Below are 20,311 nucleotides of genomic sequence, written 5' to 3'. Positions count from 1 at the left end.
CGAATTGGGACGCTTGTCCTAAAAACAAATTAGGACATGCGACCTAATTTGTGGAACCGTGCCGGCGTAAAAGAGGAAGGCCATGAGCAAGAAGGCGACGCGTGACGAGATAATCGCGGCGGCGGACGATCTGTTCTATCGGCGGGGCTTCGAAAAGACGTCCTTCGCCGATATTGCGGGCGTCGTGAAAATTTCGCGCGGCAATTTCTATCACCACTTCAAGACCAAGGACGAGATCCTGGACGCGGTGATCGAAAAACGGCTCGCCGACCGACAGGCCATGCTCGACAAGTGGGAGATCGACGGACAAACGCCGGAAGATCGTATCCGCAGCTTCATCGACATCCTGATCGTCAACGGTGAGAAGATAAAACGCTACGGCTGCCCGATCGGCACGCTAACAAGCGAACTTGCGAAGCTGAACCATGCGGCGCAAGGCGAGGCGAACAAGCTTTTCACCGTGTTCCGCACCTGGTTGAAGCGGCAGTTTGAAGTGTTGGGCCGCAAGGACGACGCGGACGAACTGGCGATGCATCTGCTGGCCCGCAGCCAGGGGGCGGCAACGCTTGCCAATGCCTATCAGGATGACGCCTTCATCGCCCGTGAGCTTGAGAGCATGTACGCCTGGCTGAGGGACTGTGCGGCGGGCGTAAACAAGCGGCAGAGGGCGGAAATGTAACCCTCCGCCCCGACTTCGTCGGAAACACCAAATCGGCATCAGCCGCTTTCGACGTGCCGCCCCTGCGGCGGCGCGAAAGGTGGCGGCATGCCTGCAAACAGCCTGGAGATAAGGAAAAGACGGATGTTCATCGTGTTGCTGAAATTTTCGGAGAACAAGGCCCGAGCGGGCGAGTTCATGGACGACCACAAGGCGTGGATCCAGCGCGGTTTCGAGAACGGAACCTTCGTGTTGATGGGCAGCCTCCAGCCCAACCTTGGCGGTGCGCTTCTCGCTCACGACACGACGCTTTCAGACCTTGAAAGCTTCGTCGGCGAAGACCCTTTCGTCGTCGAGAAAATCGTGACGCCGGAAATCCTTGAGATCACCGCGTCGAGAGCCGATGAGCGGCTGAGCTTCCTGATCGGCTAACCACAAACTTCCCAGAACATTCCCGGCCGCCGCAACGCCGAAGGCACCGCCTTCAGCGAAGGGCGCCGCTTGTCCGGAGCACGGCGCCGGGGTGTGCTTCCACCCAGTAAAGGAAAATCACGCATGAAAGATTTGTTGATGCAGACGGCTAGGTTCGGCGCGGCCGCAGCCCTTGCCGCGCTTGTCGCAGCCGCCCCGGCCTCGGCGGAGGAGGGCAAGGCCGGCAAGAGCCCCTGGGGGCCGAAGGACGAGATCGGCACCCTCAACATGATGACCGACGCCTCAAGGCAGGAAATCCTGCAGCGGATCGATACGGGCAAGGTCTATGACCTCGGTGTCGATCTTTTCGTCGGCATGCCGGATTGCTGCAGCGCCGCTTTCGGCGACCCGACCTATCAGATGTATATGATCCACACACCGGCGCGCGGCGACGGCAGCGGGGAGTTGCTCTCGCATTCCAGCGAGGCGATCTCGATGAACACCCATACGGGCACGCATATCGACACGCTCAGCCACTTCGGCCTGCACGGCAAGCTCTTCAACGGCGCCAGCGCCGATGAGGCGCTCGGCGTGCGTGGCTGGGCAAAATCGGGTGCCGAAAAGTACCCGCCGATCGTCGCGCGCGGCGTCATGATCGACGTGGCCAAGGCCAAGGGCGTGGACGTGTTGCCGGCCTCCTACGCCATCACGGTCGACGACCTGAAGGATGCGCTCGCCAAACAGGGTACGGCGCTTGCCGAAGGCGACGTGGTGCTGGTGCGCACCGGGCAGATGGGCCTTTGGCCGGACAAATCCAAACTCTCGCTCTTTACCCAGTCGGGCCTGAGCCTGGAAGCGGCGAAGTGGCTGGCGGAGGAAAAGAAGTCGATGGTGCTCGGCGCCGACAATCTGGGTCTTGAAAGCTTCCCCTCCACCAACCCGCAAAACTTCGCGCCGGTGCATTCCTATCTTCTGGCGGAAAAGGGCGTTTCCTTCATCGAGCTTCTCTGGCTGGAAGAGCTTTCGAAGGATGAGGTTTACGAGTTCGCCTTCATCACCTCGCCGCTGAAGCTCAGCGGCGCGACCGGCTCGCCGATCCGTCCCGTGGCGATCCCGGTGAAGAACGGCGGTTGATCGGGACGTCCGGTTCAATGACATTGACCCCGCTCCCGGCATGCCCGGGGGCGGACAAACGGGCAGGAGTGATCGCGTATGACGAGGATAATCGAAGGCCCGGACGGAAAGCCGCGTTGCCGCTGGTGCGGAGCGGCGCCGGAGTTTCTGGATTATCACGACAAGGAATGGGGCTTCCCGGTTGCCGACGATCGGCGGCTCTTCGAAAAGCTGTGCCTTGAAAGTTTTCAGTCCGGCCTGAGCTGGAGAACGATCCTCGCCAAGCGTGAAGGTTTCCGGAAGGCCTTTCACGGGTTCGATTTCGACCGGATCGCCCTCTTCACGCAAAGCGATGTGGAGCGCCTGCTGGGCGATGAGGGGATCGTGCGTCACCGCGGCAAGATCGAGGCGGTCGTCAACAATGCGAGGCGGGCGCAGGAACTCGTTAAGCGCGAGGGTTCGCTGGCGGCCTATATCTGGCGTTTCGAGCCTGATGAAAGCGCGCTCGGCGAACCGCAAACGGCGTCGACTTCGCCTGCATCCGTCGCATTGTCGAAGGATCTGAAGAAGCGTGGGTGGAAATTCGTCGGGCCGACGACGGTCTATGCATTCATGCAGGCCATGGGATTGATCAACGACCATGTCGAGGGTTGTTCGATCAGGGAGGATGTTTCGCGGGCAAGGCGGGACTTCATCCGGCCGGGAGGCTGAGCGGCTCTCGCGCGTGCTTAACGAAGGGGCATTCTCAAAAGTTATGAAAATGCCCTTTTTTCTCATTTTACATTACCAAAACGATTGATCATTGTGGCGACCGGTTCCGGCCTGTAACGTTCAGCCGGGTGGCGAATGAAAATTCGCTTCGGGAGGAATCCAGTCACAAGGGGTCGCCGTGTATCAGCGGGTCGATCGATTCATGAACGGTTTGAGCGCATGGCTCGCCCTGGTCGGCGGTGCGGTGCTCGTCGGGCTTACCGTCATGACGGTGGCGAGCATCACCGGGCGAACGTTCAACCGTTTCGGCCTGGGCCCCGTGCCCGGCGATTTCGAAATCATCGAAATGGGCGCGGCCTTCGCCATATTCGCCTTCCTGCCCTGGTGCCAGTACCGTCGCGGCCACGTGACGGTGGACATTTTCATGGCGCGCTTCGGGGAGAAGGTGAATTTTGCCATCGATGTCGTCGCGAACCTCCTGATGACGCTGGCGGCGGCCATCATGCTCTGGCGGTTGACGCTCGGCATGCTCGACAAGCACTCCTATCACGAAACCTCCTTCATCCTGCAGTTCCCGATCTGGTGGGGATATGCGGCGTCGATGGTCGGTGCGGTCGGCTTTCTGCTCGTTTCCGCCTTCACGGTCTGGCGCAGCTTTCGCGAGCTGGCGCGGGCCGGCGGCTCAGTCAACGCACATGAGGGCTAACGCGTGAGTTCGCTTGAAATCGGCCTCTGGTCGATCCCCGTCCTACTCCTGCTCATCTTCGTGCGCATGCCGATCGGCCTTGCGATGTTCCTGACCGGGATTGTCGGAACGCGGCTCGTCACGGGCACGTGGATCCCGATCATGGCGCAGCTCAAGTCGGTGATCTACGACACTTTCTCCAGCTATTCCCTGTCGATCGTGCCTCTCTTCCTGCTCATGGGCCAGTTCGCAACGCGCGGCGGCATGTCACGCGCCCTCTTTCGGGCGGCGGAAACGATGGTGGGTCACCGGCGCGGCGGGGTGGCGATGGCGGCGGTCGCCGCCTGCGGCGGGTTCGGCGCAATCTGCGGGTCGTCCCTGGCGACGGCCGCCACCATGGGCCAGGTCGCCCTGCCGGAGTTGAAACGCTGCGGCTATTCCGGTTCACTTTCCACCGCGTGCCTTGCCGCCGGCGGCACGCTTGGCATCCTCATTCCCCCATCCGTCGTGCTGGTCATCTACGCGATCCTGACGGAACAGAATATCGCCAAGCTCTTCCTCGCCGCCTTCGTTCCGGGCTTTCTCGCCGCACTTGGCTATATGCTCACCGTCTCGCTCTACGTTCGTTTCGACCCTAAGTCGGCGGGCGCGCAGGAAAAGGCGAGCTGGGCGGAAAGGCGCGAGGCGCTTGTCGCCGTCTGGCCCGTCCTCGTCATCTTCCTGCTCGTGATCGGCGGCATATACGCCGGCATCTTCACGCCAACGGAAGGCGCGGCCGTGGGTGCGGCCGGCACCGGGCTCGTGGCGCTCTTCAACGGCGGGCTCGACTGGAAGGGCTTTCGCGAATCGATCCTGTCGACCGCTTCCTCCACGGGCATGATCTTCTTCATCGTGCTGGGCGCCAGCGTGTTCAATTCCTTTCTCGCGTTTTCCCAGCTTCCCCAGCAGTCGGCGCAATATGTCGCCGGGCTCGGGTGGAGCCCGTGGCTTGTCCTCGTCCTCATTCTCGTCTGCTACCTGATCTTCGGCTGCATCATGGATTCGCTTTCCATGATCCTTCTGACGATCCCGATCTTCTTCCCGATCGTTTCCGCGCTCGACTATGGCCTGCCGCTGGAAGAATTCGCGATCTGGTTCGGCATTATCGTGCTGATCGTCGTGGAGGTGGGGCTGATAACGCCGCCGGTCGGCATGAACCTTTTCGTGATCAACTCGATGGCGCGCCAAGTACCGCTCGGGCAGACCTTTCGCGGCGTCGCTCCCTTCATCGCCAGCGACATCGTGCGCGTGGCGATCCTCGTGATGTTTCCTTCGATCACGCTGTTTTTGATCCGCTGGCTTTATTGATTTTTTATTATTTTATATTGCCTAAAATGGCAGTTTCCATTTCGGGAGTTCGTCGACCCATTCAAAGAATTCATCATATGCGGATTTATTTTTTTTTGCCCAATTGGCGACAGTGAGCAATTCTCGAGGATTGTGAGCGACACGAATATTAATTCCGGAAGTCTTAATAAACCCCTCTATTTTGTGTGTGTTGCCAGCGAGAGCTGCAAAGGGAGTTTTTGCTTTACATGCCGCCATTACGCCATGATGCCGCCCTGTAATTAGTAAAGATGATGTTCTAAGTGTTTTGACTAGAGTGGACCATGGAAGCAGCTTCATATCTAAAAATGGAAAATCACTAAATATCCCTTCCGTAATACGTACAAACCCAAACCCTTGAGCCAAGAAATCATTTGTAGTTGGATGGCCTTTGACATCTGCATGCTCAGCTGAATCATCGATTTCTAATTGCAGAGACAGGTCTGGAAACACAGTAGATTCTATTCCATGACGTAGATATAGATTTTGTTGGCTTAAAATTTCCCTGGTAGTTATGCCATCAATGTTTTTAAGTATTTCATCGTATTCTGAATTGTTATCTTGCCATACAGTATTAACAAGAAATACTTTACGATCAAGTTCTATTGCTTCTTTTATTTTATTCATTTTTGCTTTATGGTGAGGTGTATCGTGATGCATACTTCCTTCGCCATTTACAATAAGGATATCATAATTGTTATCTGAGACAATTTTATTATTCTCTGTAATCATATTTTTTATTACTTCAATCACTGCCCAGCTGCCGCAGTGATATTGTGAGTGGTCGCCAAAAAGTTGAACATTTACCATTTATATGGCCTCCATTACATGAACTCGGATATATAAGATTCGCATTTTTTAGTCCAATCTCACCTCACAAACCTTTCGTATCGGCAAAGGTAGAAATCACGTTGGGCTTGACCGGACAGGGTTGGCGCGCCACAACCGTGGCCTGTGAACATCGCAACGGATTTCCTAAATGACCGCATCTTCGAGCCGGCCGATCACCATCGGAATTCTGGAGACCGGACATCTCCCGGAACAATTGGCGGACAGGTATCCGGACTATCCGAATATGTTCGAGGAGCTTCTTTCCGGCAGCGGCGCGAAGTTCAGGACCTACGCTATCCTTGACGACGAGTTCCCGAAGGCCCCCCGGGAATGCGACGCATGGCTGATCACCGGGTCCCGCTTCGGCGTCTACGACGGGTACGACTGGATCGAGAAGCTGAAAAGCTTCGTCAGGCGCGCTTACGAGGCGAAAAGCCCTGTCGTGGGCATCTGCTTCGGCCATCAGCTTATCGCCGAAGCACTCGGTGGCAGGGCGGAGAAATCCGATCGCGGCTGGGGCGTCGGTCTGCACGAATATGACGTTGGCGAACGAGCGGACTGGATGGAGGGCGAGAGGAAAAGTTTCGCGCTTCAGGTATCCCATCAGGACCAGGTGACGAAAGTGCCCGAGGGCGGCAAGGTGCTGGCCAGCTCCGACTTCTGCCCCAACGCGCTGATCGCCTATGACGACTGGGCCATCACCTTCCAGGGCCATCCGGAATTCGGGCCGGATTTCAGCGCGGACCTGATCAGGATGCGGCGTGGAACCGCGCTGCCTGAGGATTTCGCCGACGAGGCGTTGTCTCGCGTCAATTCCGGGCAGGATTCGGAGCTTGTCGCGCGCTGGATCGCGGCTTTCCTGCAAAAGGCGCTCCACCGGGAAGCTGTCTAGCGGAAATTCGGCGCAGCATCCGGATGGGCGGCGATGGGCACGGGCTTCACGCTTTGTCCGGGCTTTCGGGCGATCATGGCTGGCGGGAGACCCAATTTCCGAGCCGCCGGGCAAACTCGGTCAGCTTGGCCTTGGTATCCTCATATTGCGGCAGCCGCTCGTAGGTCTCTTCGTTCATGTAGAGGCCCCGGTTGATCTCAAGCTGCAGCGAATGGCACCCCGCTTCCGGCCTGCCCGAGACGCGTACGATCTCCGCTCCCTTGAACGGGGCGTTGAGCTTCACCATGAAGCCGAGGTCTTCCAGGACTTCCTGCGCGGCCCGGGTGAATTCCCGCCGGCAGGTGGTTCCGTCGCGGTCGGAGACGACCATGTCGGGCCGTCTTGAACCGAGCTTGTCCTGATGCATCGGGTTCGCGACTGTTTGCATGGAATGCAGGTTTACGTGATAAACGCGCCCCGCCTGCAGCCTCACCGCGTCAAGCAGCCTTGCCAGAGCGGCGTGATACGGGTGCCAATAGTTTTCGATCCTGCGACGCACTTCGTGCGCCGCCAGGCGCCTGTCGTAGAGCGGCGCGCCGTCCGGCGGCGTCTTCATCCAGATCGTGCCCTTGCCGAGAGCCGCCTTGTCGGTCGGCGACAGGGCCAGTTCATCGCCACCTTCCACGGTTTCGGGCGCGATATCGTCTAACGCCCGGTTCGCATCGCAGTAGATGCGCGGAAAGAGGCATGCAAGCAGCGGAAAGCCAAGGCAGGGCGCGTCGGCGAACAGATCGTCGACATACATGTCCTCTGCCCGGCGGAAGCGGCGTTCCGGCTGGCAGGGCGTGAAATCCGGCGGATAAAGCGTGCCGGAATGCGGGCTGTCGAAAACGAGCGGCGCCGAAATTCGATCCGGCAGGCGGACGTCGAAAAGGTCCGGGATGCCTTGCGGAAAGCCTGTCGTCACGGCGCGCCCTTTCGCTGCGGGTCTTCCTCGTCGCGAAGGCGCTCCAGCTCGCTCATACGGGTCTGGCTGCGCTCGCTTTCGGCCCGCGTAACGCCTGCGATCAGCGTCTCGGCGATGGTCATGAGTGCGGTCAGCGAATCCCACGGCGAAGGCACTGATACCCGTGCCGGCAGAACGTGGGCGGCAACGCTTGCGACCGGCGACAGCCAGGTGTCGGTGATCAGGACGATCTGCACCCCGCGCGCGGCCGCGGCCTGCGCAAGGCGGATGACATCGCCCTGGTAGCGGCGGATATCGAAGATGACGAGCACGTCCCGCTTGCGCATGTCGATCAGGAAATCGCGCCAGTTCCCTTCCTGCCCGGCCAGATGCACCACCTTGCCTCTCAGGATCCTCAAGTGGGCGGCCATGTGCCGGGCAAGCGCGTCGGAGAAACGGCCGCCAAGCAGATAGACGGAGCGTCGTTCATCCGCGATCAGCTCGATCGCCGCCTTGATTTCGGCGGCGGGCAGGTGCTGGAAGGTTTCGCGGATATTGTCGATCGTCGCCGACCAGACCTCGCCCGAAGCTTCAGGCGAAGCGCCGGGATCCTGTGCGCGGGCGAGGGGAGATTTCAATTGGTCTTCCAGCTCGTCGCGCAGCCGGCGTTGAAACTCGGCATAGGTGGAATAGCCGAGGCGGGCCGCGAACCTGAGGATCGACGGCGAACTCACCCCCGCAACCCGGGCGAATTCCGCCACCGTTCCTAGCCCAAGCATCGGATAATTGCCCAGAAGCGCCAGCGCCGCCCGCCGCTCCGTCACGGTAAAGGTATCGAGCCGATCGCGGATATCTTCCGCCAGTGATTGCTGCATCGGCGCTCGCGGCCTCCCGTGAGGTTCTTTCGGGCGCGGTTGAATTGTCATTTGACTTGGCTTTCGCCATTGTATCAAATCATACAGGCTTTGGCGGTTTCCGCAATTCTGTAATAAATAAAACAAAAAGCGGAGTGCCGATTCGAACCCGCGCAACATCGGGGGAGGGGAATGAACGAAGCAAAGGCCGAAGCGGATGGCGGAGCCGAGCCGGTTGCGATCGTCAATCGTGACGGTGCGGGATGCTTCGTTATCCTGTGCGACCACGCGTCGAACGCGCTTCCGGCGGGTTTTGGCACGCTCGGCCTTTCGCAGGCGGACCTTCAGGCGCATATCGCGTGGGATCCGGGGGCGCTGGGCGTGTCGAGCCGCCTTTCGCAGCTTCTCGATGCGCCGCTGATCCACCCGACGCTGTCCCGCCTGCTGGTCGATTGCAACCGCGCGCCGGATGCGCCGGACCTTGCACCCGCGTTGAGCGAAACGACCGAAATTCCCGGCAACTGGGATCTGTCGGACAAAGACCGCGCGGCGCGGATCGCGCTTGTACACGCGCCTTTTCATAACGCTATCGATGAGCTTCTGGACGAGCGTGCCGCGCGTGGATGGCCGACGCTGCTCGTCTCGGTCCATACGTTCACGCCCGTTTACAAGGGCCGTTCGCGCCCGTGGGAGATCGGGGTGCTTTACGACCGTGACCGCAGGCTTGCCGGGCACCTGATATCCGCATTGAAATCCGATTCAAGCCTGACGGTCGGCGACAATGAGCCTTACGCACCGTCCGATGGCGTCTACTATACGCTCGACCGGCATGGCCAGGCGCAGGGGCTGGCCTGCGTCATGCTGGAGATACGCAACGACGAGGTGGCGAACGCCGCGGCGGAAGACATCTGGGCGCAGCGTCTCGCGCCGCTTCTGGCCGAAGCGGGGAAGGCGGTTTGCGCGAGCGGGGCCGTGGCGAACGAGACGAATTGAGGGGATAGCGGATATGATCTTCTGCGACCACCGCACGGCCGCGCAAGCGGCGGGGAGGCGCCCATGCCGAAGCCAATAAGGCTCTTCGTGCGCTATGTGGATGCGGTCAACCGCGTCGTCGGGCTTATGGCGATGTACATGATCTTCGCGATGGTCGGCGTGCTCTTCTATTCGGCGATCACCAAGGCGTTTTTCATTCCGCCGCTCTGGGCGCTCGAAATGGCCCAATTCATGATGGTGGCCTATTTCCTGCTCGGCGGCGGCTACTCCATCCAGATGCGCGCCCATGTGCGCATGGACCTGCTCTATGACACCTGGAAGCCGCGCACCCGGGCGATGGTCGACGCCGTCACCGTCTGCTTCATGATCTTCTATCTCGCGCTGCTGCTTTACGGCGGCCTTTCCTCCACGTCCTACGCGCTTGAATATGGCGAGCGCAGCTATTCGGCCTGGCGGCCCTATATGGCGCCGATCAAGATCGTCATGTGCGTCGGCATCTTCCTGACATTGCTTCAGGCGATTGCGACCTTCTTCAGAAACATCGCGGAAGCCCGGGGAGAGCCGCTCGCATGAGCTACGAAATGATCGCTCTCGTCATGTTCTCCTCGATGATGATGATGCTCCTCACGGGGCAGCGCGTCTTCGCGGCCATCGGCTTCGTGGCGGTTGTCGCCGCCCTTTGGCTGTGGGGGGATGGCGGTTCGGAAATAGGCTTCAGCGCGGCGATGAAGCTGATGAAGTGGTATCCGCTGCTCACGCTTCCGCTTTTCATCTACATGGGCTACATGCTTTCGGAATCGGGCATCGCCGACGATCTTTACAAGATGTTCCACGTGTGGACGGGGTCACTCAACGGCGGGCTCGCGGTCGGCACCATCGGCTTGATGGTCATCGTCTCGGCCATGAACGGGCTTTCGGTTGCCGGCATGGCCATCGGCGCTTCCATTGCCCTGCCGGAGCTGCTCAGGCGCGGCTATGACAAGATCATGGTCACGGGCGTCATCCAGGCGGGAAGTTCGCTCGGCATTCTGGTTCCGCCGAGCGTCGTTCTCGTGCTTTACGGCATGATCGCGCGCCAGCCCGTAGGCCAGCTCTGGCTTGCCGGCGCTTTCCCGGGCCTTTTGATGGCCGGACTTTTCATTCTCTACATCGTCGTCCGCTGCAAGCTGCAGCCGGAACTCGGGCCGCCGCTCGATAAGGAAGAGCGCGACAGATACACCTTTGCCGACAAGATCAGGCTGCTTCGCGCCGGCGTCATACCGTTCCTCATCTTCTTCACGATGACCGGTCTCTTCGTGATGGGTTACACCAGCCTTGTCGAAAGCTCCGCGGTCGGCGCGGTCGGGGCGACGATGGCCGCCCTCGTCAAGAGAAGGCTGACGTTCCGCGTCCTGCATGAAACCGTGCACAAGACGCTCGGTATCAGCTGCATGTTCATGTGGATCATCCTGGCCGCACTTTGCTTCGGTGCGGTGTTCGACGGGCTGGGTGCGGTTCGCGCCATCGAAGGCTTCTTTGTCGACCGTCTGGGCCTCGGCCCCTGGCAGATCCTCATCATGATGCAGCTTTCCTACATCCTGATGGGCATGTTCCTGGACGATACGGCGATGCTCGTCATCGTGGCTCCACTCTATGTACCGCTCGTCGGCGAACTTGGTTTCGATCTCGTCTGGTACGGCGTGCTTTACACGATCACCTGCCAGATCGCCTATATGACGCCGCCCTTCGGCTACAATCTCTTCCTGATGCGCGCCATGGCCCCGCCGGAAGTGACGCTTGGCGATATCTACCGCTCGATCGTGCCTTTCGTCGCGGTGATGGTCTTCGGACTTGCGATCGTCACCGCATTTCCGCAGATCGCGCTTTGGCTGCCGCAACAGGTCTACGGGCGGTGATGCCGAACCAGGCGATTTCCGAGCAAAGAGGAGAAGGAAAACGGGAGGAAGGAAACAAGGCAGACAGTCGAACGCTCTCGGTGATGATTAATGAAAAAAGGGCAGAGGGCGAAAGTCGGTAATAACCAGCAAGGGGAATAAGCAGATGACCAACAGACGTGATTTTCTGAAGAAAGCCGGCGTGGCGACCGCCGCCGCCGGCGCCTCCTCGCTTGCCGCGCCAGCCGTTCTCGGCCAGTCGCCGATCAAGTGGCGCCTGCAGACCTATGCCGGGCCCGCCCTTGCCGAGCACGTCATCAAGCCGTCGATTGACGCCTTCAACAAGGTCGCCAACGGCGAGATGGAGATCGAGCTTTACTTCGCCGACCAGTTGGTGCCGACGAGCGAGCTGTTCCGCGCCATGCAGAACGGCACGATCGACGCCGTGCAGTCGGATGACGATTCCATCGCCGCCCCGACGGAGGTTTCGGTCTTCGGCGGCTATTTCCCCTTCGCCACGCGCTACAGCCTCGATGTGCCGGTGCTGTTCAACCAGTGGGGCCTTAACGAAATCTGGGAGTCTGAATACTCCAAGATCGGCGGCGTCAAATGGTTGTCCGCCGGTGCGTGGGATCCGTGCCACTTCGCCACGAAGGAGCCGATCAACAGCCTTGAGGATCTCAAGGGCAAGCGCGTCTTCACCTTCCCGACGGCCGGTCGCTTCCTGTCGCGCTTCGGCGTGGTGCCCGTCACCCTGCCGTGGGAGGATATCGAGGTCGCGGTGCAGACCGGCGAGCTTGACGGCATCGCATGGTCCGGCATCACCGAGGACTACACCGTCGGCTGGGCGGATGTGACCAACTACTTCCTCACAAACAACATTTCGGGCGCATGGTGCGGCTCGTATTTCGCCAACGAGGAACGCTGGAACGAACTTCCGCCGCACCTGCAGGAGCTCTTCAAGCTCTGCATGGATTCCTCGCATTATTATCGCCAGCACTGGTACTGGGGCGGCGAGGCGAAGCTGCGCGTCGATGGCACGAAGATGGAACTGACCACCATCCCCGACGCCGAATGGGCCCAGGTCGAGGCGGAAGCCCGCAACTTCTGGGACGAGATCGCGGCGGAAAGCGAGGTCAAGGCCAAGGTCGTCGGCATTCTCCGCGCGTATAACGCGGCGATGGACAAGGCCGGTCGCCCCTATCGCTATACCTGACGACAGCGCCCGCCCCGGAGCTTCGGTTCCGGGGCGGGGACCGACCGGCTGGAGCGCTTGTCCTGAAAGCGGGATCGCTTTCGTGATCGGAATTCGCTTTAAATGCCGGTCGAACACGAAACGAAATTCATACGCGCCGGCAATGCCCGGCACATCCAGGAAACGGCATCTCACATGGCTGGCAAACTGACGTACGAAGAGCTGAAGAAATGCGTGGCGGACGGCGAAATCGACACGGTCGTCGCCGCTCAGGTGGACATGCAGGGCCGGCTCATGGGCAAGCGCTTCCAGGCGGAATTCTTCGTCGACAGCGCCTACAAGGAAACCCATAGCTGCAATTATCTGCAGGCGACCGACATGGAGATGCACACGGTCGAGGGATACCGCGCGACGAGCTGGCAGTCGGGCTATGGCGACTATGTGATGAAGCCCGATCTTTCCACGCTGCGGCGCGTGCCGTGGCTGGAGGGCACGGCGCTCGTGCTTTGCGATGTGCTTGACCATCACACGCATGAAGACGTGCCGCATTCGCCACGTGCCGTTCTCAAGCGTCAGGTGAAGCGGCTTGAGGCCATGGGCATGAAGGCGACCATGGCGAGCGAGCTTGAGTTCTTCCTCTTCCGCGAAAGCTACGAGGAGGCGCAGGCAAAGCGTCATCTCGGCCTCACCCCCATCAGCGCCTATAACGAGGATTATCACATCTTCCAGACCACCAAGGAGGAAGACGTGATGCGTGCGATCCGCAACGGCCTTCAGGGCGCAGACGTGCCGGTGGAAAATTCGAAAGGCGAGGCGGAAGCCGGCCAGGAGGAAATCAACGTTCGCTACGCGGACGCCCTTACGATGGCCGACCGCCATTCGATCATAAAGAACGCCTGCAAGGAGATCGCCTGGGCCAAGGGCCGCGCCGTCAGCTTCATGGCGAAATGGGACTTCGCGCGCGCCGGCAATTCCTCGCACATCCACCAGTCTCTCTGGAGCCTCGACGGCGAGCCGCTTTTCTACGACGAGGCCGGCGAGCACGGCATGTCGAAGCTCATGCGGCATTATCTCGCCGGGCTACTGCATCACGCCAGCGAGATCACCCTTTTTCTCGCGCCCTACATCAATTCCTACAAGCGCTTCCAGGCAGGTACCTTCGCGCCAACCAAGGCGATCTGGAGCATGGACAACCGCACCGCCGGGTACCGGGTTGTCGGCGCGGATACCACGTCGGTTCGCGTGGAATGCCGCGTCGGCGGGGCGGATCTCAACCCCTATCTGGCCATGGCCGCCCTCATTGCCGCCGGTATAGACGGGATGGAGAAGGAGCGCGTGCTCGAGGCCGCTTTCGTGGGCGACGCCTATCAGGGAACGGACGTTCGCGAGATTCCTTCCACCCTGAGAGCCGCTACGGAAGCCGCCGACAAGTCGGAGATGCTGCGCTCAGCCTTCGGGGACGAGGTGATGGATCACTACGTCCACGCCGCGAAATGGGAGCAGTTGGAATACGACCGGCGCGTCACGGACTGGGAGTTGAAGCGCGGATTCGAGCGGAGCTGATTTCGCTTCTCCCGAAGGTGGATTTCATGACAAAACACCCAGCCGGGGGAGCGAGAGAAAAGCCTCCCGGATCTTTTCCCAGCAGGATCGCAAGATGAGCGAAACAGTCAAAATCATATCGCCGGTCGACGGCTCCGTTTACGCCGAACGCCCCATCGCGAGCGAGGTCGAGCTTGACCGCGCGGTCGCCGCCGCCCGTACTGCACAGGGCGACTGGGCGCGGAAATCCGTTGCCGAGCGCAGCCGTTACGTGATCGCCGCGCTTGAGGCGCTTATGGCGATGAATGATGAGATCGTGCCGGAGCTTGCCTGGCAGATGGGCCGGCCCGTTCGCTATGGCGGCGAAATGGGTGGTGTCGAGGAGCGCACCCGTTACATGGTGCAGATCGCCGAAGCCGCGCTCGCGCCCGATCGCTATACGGACAAGCCGGGGTTCACCCGCTACGTGAAACGCGAGCCCGTCGGCGTCGTGCTTGTCGTCGCGCCGTGGAACTACCCCTTCATGACGGCGATCAACACGATCATGCCGGCACTGATCGCGGGCAATTCCGTCATTCTGAAGCATGCCGCCCAGACGCTTCTCGTCGGCGAGCGGCTGGCGAAGGCCTTCGAGGCGGCGGATATCCCGAAGGGTGTCTTCCAGAATGTGGTGCTCTCGCATTCGCAGACGGAAAAGCTGCTCGGTTCCGGTAGGATCGACCACATCAATTTCACGGGCTCGGTCGCCGGCGGGCGCGCGATAGAGCGCGCGGCGGCAGGCACCTTCGCAAGCCTTGGCCTCGAGCTTGGCGGCAAGGACCCGGCCTATGTGCGCGAGGATGCGGATCTCGACTACGCGATCGCCGGTCTCGTCGACGGCGCATTTTATAATTCCGGCCAATGCTGCTGCGGGATAGAGCGGATCTACGTTCACGAAAGCCGCTATGACGATTTCGTGGAAGGCTTCGCCGACATGACGCGTCAATATGTGCTGGGCAACCCGCTCGATGAGGCGACTACGCTTGGGCCGATGGCGCAGCCGCGCTTTGCCGACTGGGTGCGCGAGCAGACGGCGGAGGCCCTGCGCAAGGGCGCGAAACCGCTGATCGATACGTCGAAATTCGCGATGGACAAGCCGGGCACCGCCTATCTTGCCCCGCAGGTGCTGGTCGATGTCGACCACCAGATGTCGGTCATGCGTGAGGAAAGCTTCGGCCCCGTGGTCGGCATCATGAAGGTGCGTTCCGACGAGGATGCGATCCCGCTCATGAACGACAGTCCCTACGGGCTCACGGCTTCCGTCTGGACGAAGGACGAGGAAGCGGCGATCGCCATCGGCGACCGGGTGGAGACGGGTACCGTCTTCATGAACCGCTGCGACTACGTCGATCCGGCACTTGTGTGGACGGGCGTGAAGGACACCGGCAAGGGTTCCGGCCTTTCCACCTTCGGCTATGATGCGCTGACGCGGCCGAAGTCCTATCACCTTCGTCTGGAAACCTGAGCATCCGCACCATCGTCACGCAACGCGGGAGGCCGGGCGCTTCCCGCAACGCCCATCCTGTCAGAAAGCTTGAACACATGACGACCTCCCCGTCAGCAAACTGGTCCTACCCCACTTCGATCCGCTTCGGCGCCGGCCGTATCAAGGAGCTTGGCAAGGTGGCCGAGGCAGCCGGCATGAAGCGGCCGCTTCTCGTCACAGATCCCGGCCTCGCCAAACTTCCCATGGTGGAAGACGCGCTTTCCGTCTGCCGCGAGGCAGGGCTGGACCCCGTCGTCTTTTCCGATGTGAAGCCCAATCCGGTCGGATCGAACATTGAGGCGGGCGTGGCCGCCTTTCAGGCGGGCAATCATGACGGTGTGATCGCGTTTGGCGGCGGTTCGGGCCTCGATGCGGGCAAGGTGATCGCCTTCATGGCCGGGCAAACGCGCCCCATCTGGGATTTCGAGGATATCGGCGACTGGTGGAAACGGGCGGATGAGGCGGGCATCGCGCCGATCGTCGCCGTCCCGACGACGGCGGGCACGGGTTCGGAAGTGGGCCGCGCAGGCGTCGTCACCAATGAGGAAACCCACACCAAGAAGGTGATCTTCCACCCGAAGATGCTTCCCGCGACGGTGATTTGCGATCCGGAACTCACCGTCGGCATGCCGCGTTATTTCACCGTCGGCACGGGCATGGATGCGCTCGCCCACTGTCTTGAGGCTTATTCCTCCACCTTCTATCACCCGATGGGAGACGGCATCGCGGTCGAGGGTATCCGTCTTGTTTTCGAAAGCCTGGAAAGGGCCGCGAACACGCCGGACGATCTCATCGCGCGTGGGAACATGATGTCGGCCGCCGCCATGGGCGCGGTCGCCTTCCAGAAGGGGCTTGGCGCCATTCATGCGCTCTCGCATCCGGTCGGCGCGCTTTACGACACCCACCACGGCATGACGAACGCCGTCTTCATGCCCTATGTGCTTGCCTTCAACCGGCCGGTAATCGAGCAGAAGTTCAACCGGCTTGCGGGCTATCTCGGCATTTCCGGCGGCTTCGACGGGTTGATGCAGGCCATCTTGAAGCTCAGGGCCGACCTTGATGTGCCGCATACGCTGGAAGGGCTCAAGGTCGGCGGCGAAAAGCGAGAGCTCATCGCCGAGATGGCGGTGGTAGACCCCACGGCGGGCGGCAACCCGATTGAGCTCATAAAGGACGGTGCTAAGCAGATCTTCGATGCCGCACTCGAAGGCCGCCTCTGAAATACCGAAAACCTCCCGACGAACCAGTGTGGTGAATTTGAAATACGCCTCAGTTCAGCAGCCATCGCCGCAGCGTATTTCAAATTCGAAAACCACAATGGAAACATAAATTTGGCTGTCACCCTTTTGAATCTGAAGTTCGTTCAGAGTACGTCGGGAATTTAGACGAACTTCGGATTCGGGTGACTAGCGGGCTGTGCCGTCATGCGCAGCCCTTTCTTTATGTAGCGGCGCGCGGGAAGGTTACCTCCACCTTCAGGCCCCCGCCAGGCGCGTCGCCAAGGGCCACATCGCCTGACATGACGCCTGCGATTTCCGTCACGATCGCAAGGCCGAGCCCGGCGCCGCCTGCCGCATCGCCCGAAAGCTGCTCGAAACGCGCCAGAGCCTTTTCCCGGTTTTCGCGGGCAATGCCCGGCCCGTCGTCTTCCACTTCCAGGATGGCCCGGTTGCCGTCGTCTCGAACGCGCACGGTCGCGGATCGTCCGCTGCCCGCGTGGTGGATCGCGTTTTCGACCAGGTTCCTGACGAGTTCGCCAAGAAGCATGTGATTGCCGTGAATATAGGGGCCGCCATCGCCTTCGGCCTCAAAGCCCAGGTCGAGGCCGGCCTTCGCCGCCGCCGGCTCCAGGTCCTCGGTCACGGATCTTGCGGTTTCCTGCAGGTCGATGGCCGCTCCCCCGTCACGGTCGACGGAGGCTTCGTCCACGCGGGCAAGCAGCAGGAGCTGGGAAAGCGTGCGTTCGCTCAGCAGCACCGCCCTGTCGGCCATGTCCAGGGCTTTGCGCACGCCCTCCCGGTCTTCCGCGCGCCGGGCAAGCTCGATCTGCGTGCGGATGACGGCAAGCGGGGTCCTGAGCTGGTGCGAGGCGTTGCCGGTGAAGTGTTTCAAAGCATCGAGCGCTGTCCTCAACCGTCGCATGAAGCCGTTGATCGCACCGACAAGGCGCTCCACCTCCTGCGGCACGCTCTGGCGGATCGGGCTCAGGTCGTCCTCGCTGCGCCGGTCGATGGCTTTTTCAAGCCTCGTCAGGGGGCGGAGTGCGCGACGTACGCCGAACAGGACGGCAGCACCCGCAATCAGGATCAACAGGCCCTGCCTTGCCGCGGATCGCAGCAGGATGTCGCGCGCAAGCGCCTGGCGCGCCGTCGTCGTTTCCGCCACCGCCACGCGGAAGGCGAGCGAACGCTCGCCGGATGAGGCAGCCCCGTTTAACAGGGCAACACGGATAGGCTCTCCGCGAAATTCCTGGTCGGAAAACTCCACGTCGCTGGCGATTTCCCTCTGCGCATGCGGCTCCGGCACAGGAAGCTGACGGTATCCGGTCACGAAGACGCCGGGCGGGCCTTCCACCCGGTAGAAAACGCGGTCCTCTGCCGCGCTCGTCAGCATTTCGAGCGCGACATAGGGCACGTCCACCTCCAGAAGCCCGTCCGTACCGACGGCGACGCGCTCGGCAATCGCAAGGGCCGATCCCGCGAGCACCCGGTCGAACACGTCGTTCGCCGTCTCGCGCGCCTCCCGGTAGGTGTCGATCAGGCCGAGCGCGGCCAGCAGGCTCAGGGGCAAAAGCAGCCAGAGCAGCAGTCGCGAAGTGAGGGAACCCGGGCGGCGCAGCATCGCGTTTCGATCAGCCCGCTTCCAGGCAATAGCCAAGCCCCCGCGCCGTGCGTATGCGCACGCCATGCGGTTCAAGTCGCTTTCTCAGCCGGGAAACATATTGCTCCACGGCGTTGTCGCTGATGTCCTCGTCGAACTCCGAAAGCCGCTCCGCGATCCGCGTCTTGGAGACGACCTTTTCCGCCCGGCTTATCAGGATCTGAAGGACGTTCAGCTCGCGCGCCGGCAGATCGAGCGGCGTGCCGTTCAATGCAGCCTGACGCGCGTTCAGGTCGAAAGTCAGCGGCCCGCATTCGAGCCGCGCATCCCGCGCGCCGGCAAGCCGGCGCAGGAGCGCGCGGATGCGCGCTTCCACCTCCCCCACCTCGAAGGGCTTGGTCATATAGTCGTCCGCACCCTTGTCGAGCCCGCGAATACGCTCATCCAGCGCGCCGCGCGCCGTCAGCACCAGGACGGCGCAATCCGCGCCCCGCGCCCGGATGTCGGACAGAATGTCGAGCCCGTCCATGTCCGGCAGCGAAAGGTCGAGCAGCACGAGGTCGAACGAATGCGCGGCCAAGGCCGCCATAGCGCTTTCCCCGTCACCGACGGCATCGACAACATAGCCGCTTGATCTCAAAACCGAGGTCAGGCCCTCGGCCAGGGTTGCGTTGTCCTCCACGATCAGGATGCGCAAGGGTTTCCTTCCCGTCTTTTCTAGAGCGCTTTCGTGATAAGAAATCGCTCTAGGGTACTTTCTTTTTCTGCCTTGAGATTGGCGCCTGTGGCCGATCATACTCCGCTCATGACGCATTTCACCATACGCCGCCTTGCATTCGCCTTCGCGCTTGCCCTTTCCGTGCCTTCGGTGTTGCACCCGGCTGTCGCCGCCGAGGTGACGAGGGTTTATCCCGCGCTCGATGAAAGCGGGTCGAAGCGAACGCTGAAAATCTATTCATCGCTCGATGCCGACATCGCCGAGCCGCTTTTGCAGGCGTTTCGCGAGGCGCGGCCGGGTATCGCGATAGACTATTGGGAGCTGCAGACCCAGGAAATCTACGCAAGGGTTCTGGAAGAAACGGACAGGGGTGAGGAGACGGCGGATATCGCTTTTTCCTCGGCGATGGACCTGCAGGTGAAGCTTGCCAATGACGGCTATGCCCAGCCCCTGGAACTTGCCTCCGCCGGAGCGATGCCTTCTTGGTCTAAGTGGCGCGACACGGTGTTCGGCGTCACCTTCGAGCCTGCGGTCATCATCTACAACAAGACCGCCTTTGATGGGCGGCAACCGCCGCGCACCCGCGCCGATCTTGCAGAATATCTGAAGGCCAATGAGGCTGAGCTTTACGGGCGGGTCGGCACCTATGACGTGGAGCGGGCCGGGCTCGGCCTCTTCTTCCTCGCTCGCGACAGCGAACATAACCGCAAGATATGGTCGCTATTCAACGCCCTCGGCGCGGCTGGCGTAAAGCTTTACTCCAACTCCTCGGCCATCGTGGAACGTGTCGCCGACGGGCGCTTCGCGCTCGGCTACAACATTCTGGGCTCCTACGCGGCTGGCTGGGCGCGCAATGCGCCGGACCTCGGCATCGTCCTGCCGGAGGATTATACGGTGGTGATGACGCGCACCGGCCTCGTGCCCCGGAACGCGGCCTCGCCGGATCTCGGCGCGGCTTTTCTCGATTTCCTGCTGTCGATCGGCGGTCAGCGGCTGATCGCGGCGCAAACCGGCCTGCCGGCGCTTCATCCGGCGGTCGAGGGCGAAAACACCGCCTCGCATATGCATGGGACTTATGGTGCGCGCCTTCGCCCCGTCCCGGTGGGGCCTGCGCTCGTCGTCTATCTCGACCAGGTCAAGCGCCAGCGCCTGCTCGACCGCTGGAACGATGCCTTGCGGGTTCAGTAGAGGTCATCCGG

At 61.2% G+C, this 20,311-nt stretch carries 20 protein-coding genes; 15 read left to right on the top strand and 5 right to left on the bottom strand.

From position 1 onward, the window contains the following. Positions 1–82: 82 nt before the first annotated feature. The 6 genes from HPQ64_RS03355 to HPQ64_RS03330 all read left to right on the top strand — a co-directional run bounded on the left by HPQ64_RS03355 (position 83) and on the right by HPQ64_RS03330 (position 4,925). Positions 83–679 (top strand): TetR/AcrR family transcriptional regulator, encoded by a 597-nt coding sequence (locus HPQ64_RS03355; protein ID WP_172886958.1) that lies wholly within the window; start codon positions 83–85, stop codon positions 677–679. A gap of 123 nt (positions 680–802) precedes the next feature. Next, entirely contained in the window at positions 803–1,090 is a 288-nt protein-coding gene (locus tag HPQ64_RS03350) for a YciI family protein (RefSeq protein WP_172886957.1), read from the top strand. A 123-nt stretch (positions 1,091–1,213) separates the two neighbouring features. After that, positions 1,214–2,203, top strand: coding sequence for a cyclase family protein (locus HPQ64_RS03345; RefSeq protein WP_246270255.1), 990 nt, complete (start codon positions 1,214–1,216; stop codon positions 2,201–2,203). A gap of 78 nt (positions 2,204–2,281) precedes the next feature. After that, a complete protein-coding gene (locus HPQ64_RS03340) occupies positions 2,282–2,893 on the top strand; it encodes a DNA-3-methyladenine glycosylase I (RefSeq protein WP_172886956.1) in 612 nt (203 codons plus the stop codon). Between the two features lie 202 nt (positions 2,894–3,095). Further along, on the top strand, positions 3,096–3,599 hold the full coding sequence (locus HPQ64_RS03335) for a TRAP transporter small permease (RefSeq protein ID WP_172886955.1): 504 nt from the start codon (positions 3,096–3,098) through the stop codon (positions 3,597–3,599). 3 nt (positions 3,600–3,602) lie between these two features. Beyond that, the gene (locus HPQ64_RS03330) at positions 3,603–4,925 is read left to right on the top strand and encodes a TRAP transporter large permease subunit (protein WP_172886954.1); all 1,323 of its coding nucleotides are present in this window, start codon (positions 3,603–3,605) and stop codon (positions 4,923–4,925) included. 21 nt (positions 4,926–4,946) lie between these two features. On the opposite strand, the gene HPQ64_RS03325 is transcribed toward HPQ64_RS03330, so the two are convergent. Next, the gene (locus tag HPQ64_RS03325; RefSeq protein ID WP_172886953.1) at positions 4,947–5,753 is read right to left on the bottom strand and encodes a polysaccharide pyruvyl transferase family protein; all 807 of its coding nucleotides are present in this window, start codon (positions 5,751–5,753) and stop codon (positions 4,947–4,949) included. A 169-nt stretch (positions 5,754–5,922) separates the two neighbouring features. Between HPQ64_RS03325 and HPQ64_RS03320 the strand changes: the two genes are divergently transcribed. Further along, complete coding sequence (locus tag HPQ64_RS03320) at positions 5,923–6,666, top strand: glutamine amidotransferase-related protein (RefSeq protein ID WP_172886952.1); 744 nt, start codon at positions 5,923–5,925, stop codon at positions 6,664–6,666. A gap of 73 nt (positions 6,667–6,739) precedes the next feature. Here HPQ64_RS03320 and HPQ64_RS03315 read toward each other — a convergent pair whose 3' ends face one another. Both HPQ64_RS03315 and HPQ64_RS03310 read right to left on the bottom strand, forming a co-directional pair. Further along, positions 6,740–7,612, bottom strand: a complete 873-nt coding sequence (locus tag HPQ64_RS03315; protein WP_172886951.1) for an N-formylglutamate amidohydrolase — start codon at positions 7,610–7,612, stop codon at positions 6,740–6,742. Continuing rightward, entirely contained in the window at positions 7,609–8,466 is an 858-nt protein-coding gene (locus HPQ64_RS03310; protein ID WP_172886950.1) for a MurR/RpiR family transcriptional regulator, read from the bottom strand. Before HPQ64_RS03310 ends, HPQ64_RS03315 begins: the two co-directional genes overlap by 4 nt. 171 nt (positions 8,467–8,637) lie before the next feature. On the opposite strand from HPQ64_RS03310, the gene HPQ64_RS03305 reads away from it, so the two are divergent. The 7 genes from HPQ64_RS03305 (at position 8,638) to HPQ64_RS03275 (ending at position 16,794) form a co-directional block, all read left to right on the top strand. Continuing rightward, positions 8,638–9,438 carry an N-formylglutamate amidohydrolase gene (locus tag HPQ64_RS03305; protein WP_172886949.1) on the top strand — a complete coding sequence of 267 codons (801 nt, stop codon included), beginning with the start codon at positions 8,638–8,640 and terminating at the stop codon, positions 9,436–9,438. A 63-nt stretch (positions 9,439–9,501) separates the two neighbouring features. Then, positions 9,502–10,011 carry a TRAP transporter small permease subunit gene (locus tag HPQ64_RS03300; RefSeq protein ID WP_172886948.1) on the top strand — a complete coding sequence of 170 codons (510 nt, stop codon included), beginning with the start codon at positions 9,502–9,504 and terminating at the stop codon, positions 10,009–10,011. Beyond that, positions 10,008–11,333 carry a TRAP transporter large permease gene (locus HPQ64_RS03295; protein ID WP_172886947.1) on the top strand — a complete coding sequence of 442 codons (1,326 nt, stop codon included), beginning with the start codon at positions 10,008–10,010 and terminating at the stop codon, positions 11,331–11,333. Before HPQ64_RS03300 ends, HPQ64_RS03295 begins: the two co-directional genes overlap by 4 nt. 145 nt (positions 11,334–11,478) lie before the next feature. Continuing rightward, entirely contained in the window at positions 11,479–12,528 is a 1,050-nt protein-coding gene (locus HPQ64_RS03290) for a TRAP transporter substrate-binding protein (protein ID WP_172886946.1), read from the top strand. A 174-nt stretch (positions 12,529–12,702) separates the two neighbouring features. Then, positions 12,703–14,070 carry a glutamine synthetase family protein gene (locus HPQ64_RS03285; RefSeq protein WP_172888483.1) on the top strand — a complete coding sequence of 456 codons (1,368 nt, stop codon included), beginning with the start codon at positions 12,703–12,705 and terminating at the stop codon, positions 14,068–14,070. Positions 14,071–14,164: 94 nt separating this feature from the next. After that, entirely contained in the window at positions 14,165–15,553 is a 1,389-nt protein-coding gene (locus HPQ64_RS03280; protein WP_172886945.1) for an aldehyde dehydrogenase family protein, read from the top strand. A gap of 77 nt (positions 15,554–15,630) precedes the next feature. Then, positions 15,631–16,794 carry an iron-containing alcohol dehydrogenase gene (locus tag HPQ64_RS03275; RefSeq protein WP_172886944.1) on the top strand — a complete coding sequence of 388 codons (1,164 nt, stop codon included), beginning with the start codon at positions 15,631–15,633 and terminating at the stop codon, positions 16,792–16,794. A 220-nt stretch (positions 16,795–17,014) separates the two neighbouring features. Here the strand turns inward: HPQ64_RS03275 and HPQ64_RS03270 are convergent, their stop codons facing one another. Together HPQ64_RS03270 and HPQ64_RS03265 are read right to left on the bottom strand one after the other, a co-directional pair. Next, the gene (locus HPQ64_RS03270; protein ID WP_172886943.1) at positions 17,015–18,415 is read right to left on the bottom strand and encodes a sensor histidine kinase; all 1,401 of its coding nucleotides are present in this window, start codon (positions 18,413–18,415) and stop codon (positions 17,015–17,017) included. A gap of 10 nt (positions 18,416–18,425) precedes the next feature. Then, positions 18,426–19,091: a response regulator transcription factor gene (locus HPQ64_RS03265; protein WP_172886942.1), complete on the bottom strand. Its 666-nt coding sequence runs from the start codon at positions 19,089–19,091 to the stop codon at positions 18,426–18,428. Positions 19,092–19,199: 108 nt separating this feature from the next. Between HPQ64_RS03265 and HPQ64_RS03260 the strand changes: the two genes are divergently transcribed. Beyond that, complete coding sequence (locus HPQ64_RS03260; protein WP_172888482.1) at positions 19,200–20,300, top strand: ABC transporter substrate-binding protein; 1,101 nt, start codon at positions 19,200–19,202, stop codon at positions 20,298–20,300. The last annotated feature ends 11 nt before the right edge of the window (positions 20,301–20,311 follow it).

The organism is Hongsoonwoonella zoysiae (assembly GCF_013266695.1).
Classification (GTDB): Bacteria; Pseudomonadota; Alphaproteobacteria; order Rhizobiales; family Stappiaceae; genus Hongsoonwoonella; species Hongsoonwoonella zoysiae.
Note: the sequence above shows the minus strand (reverse complement) of the source record. Positions and strands in the feature narration are given on the sequence as shown.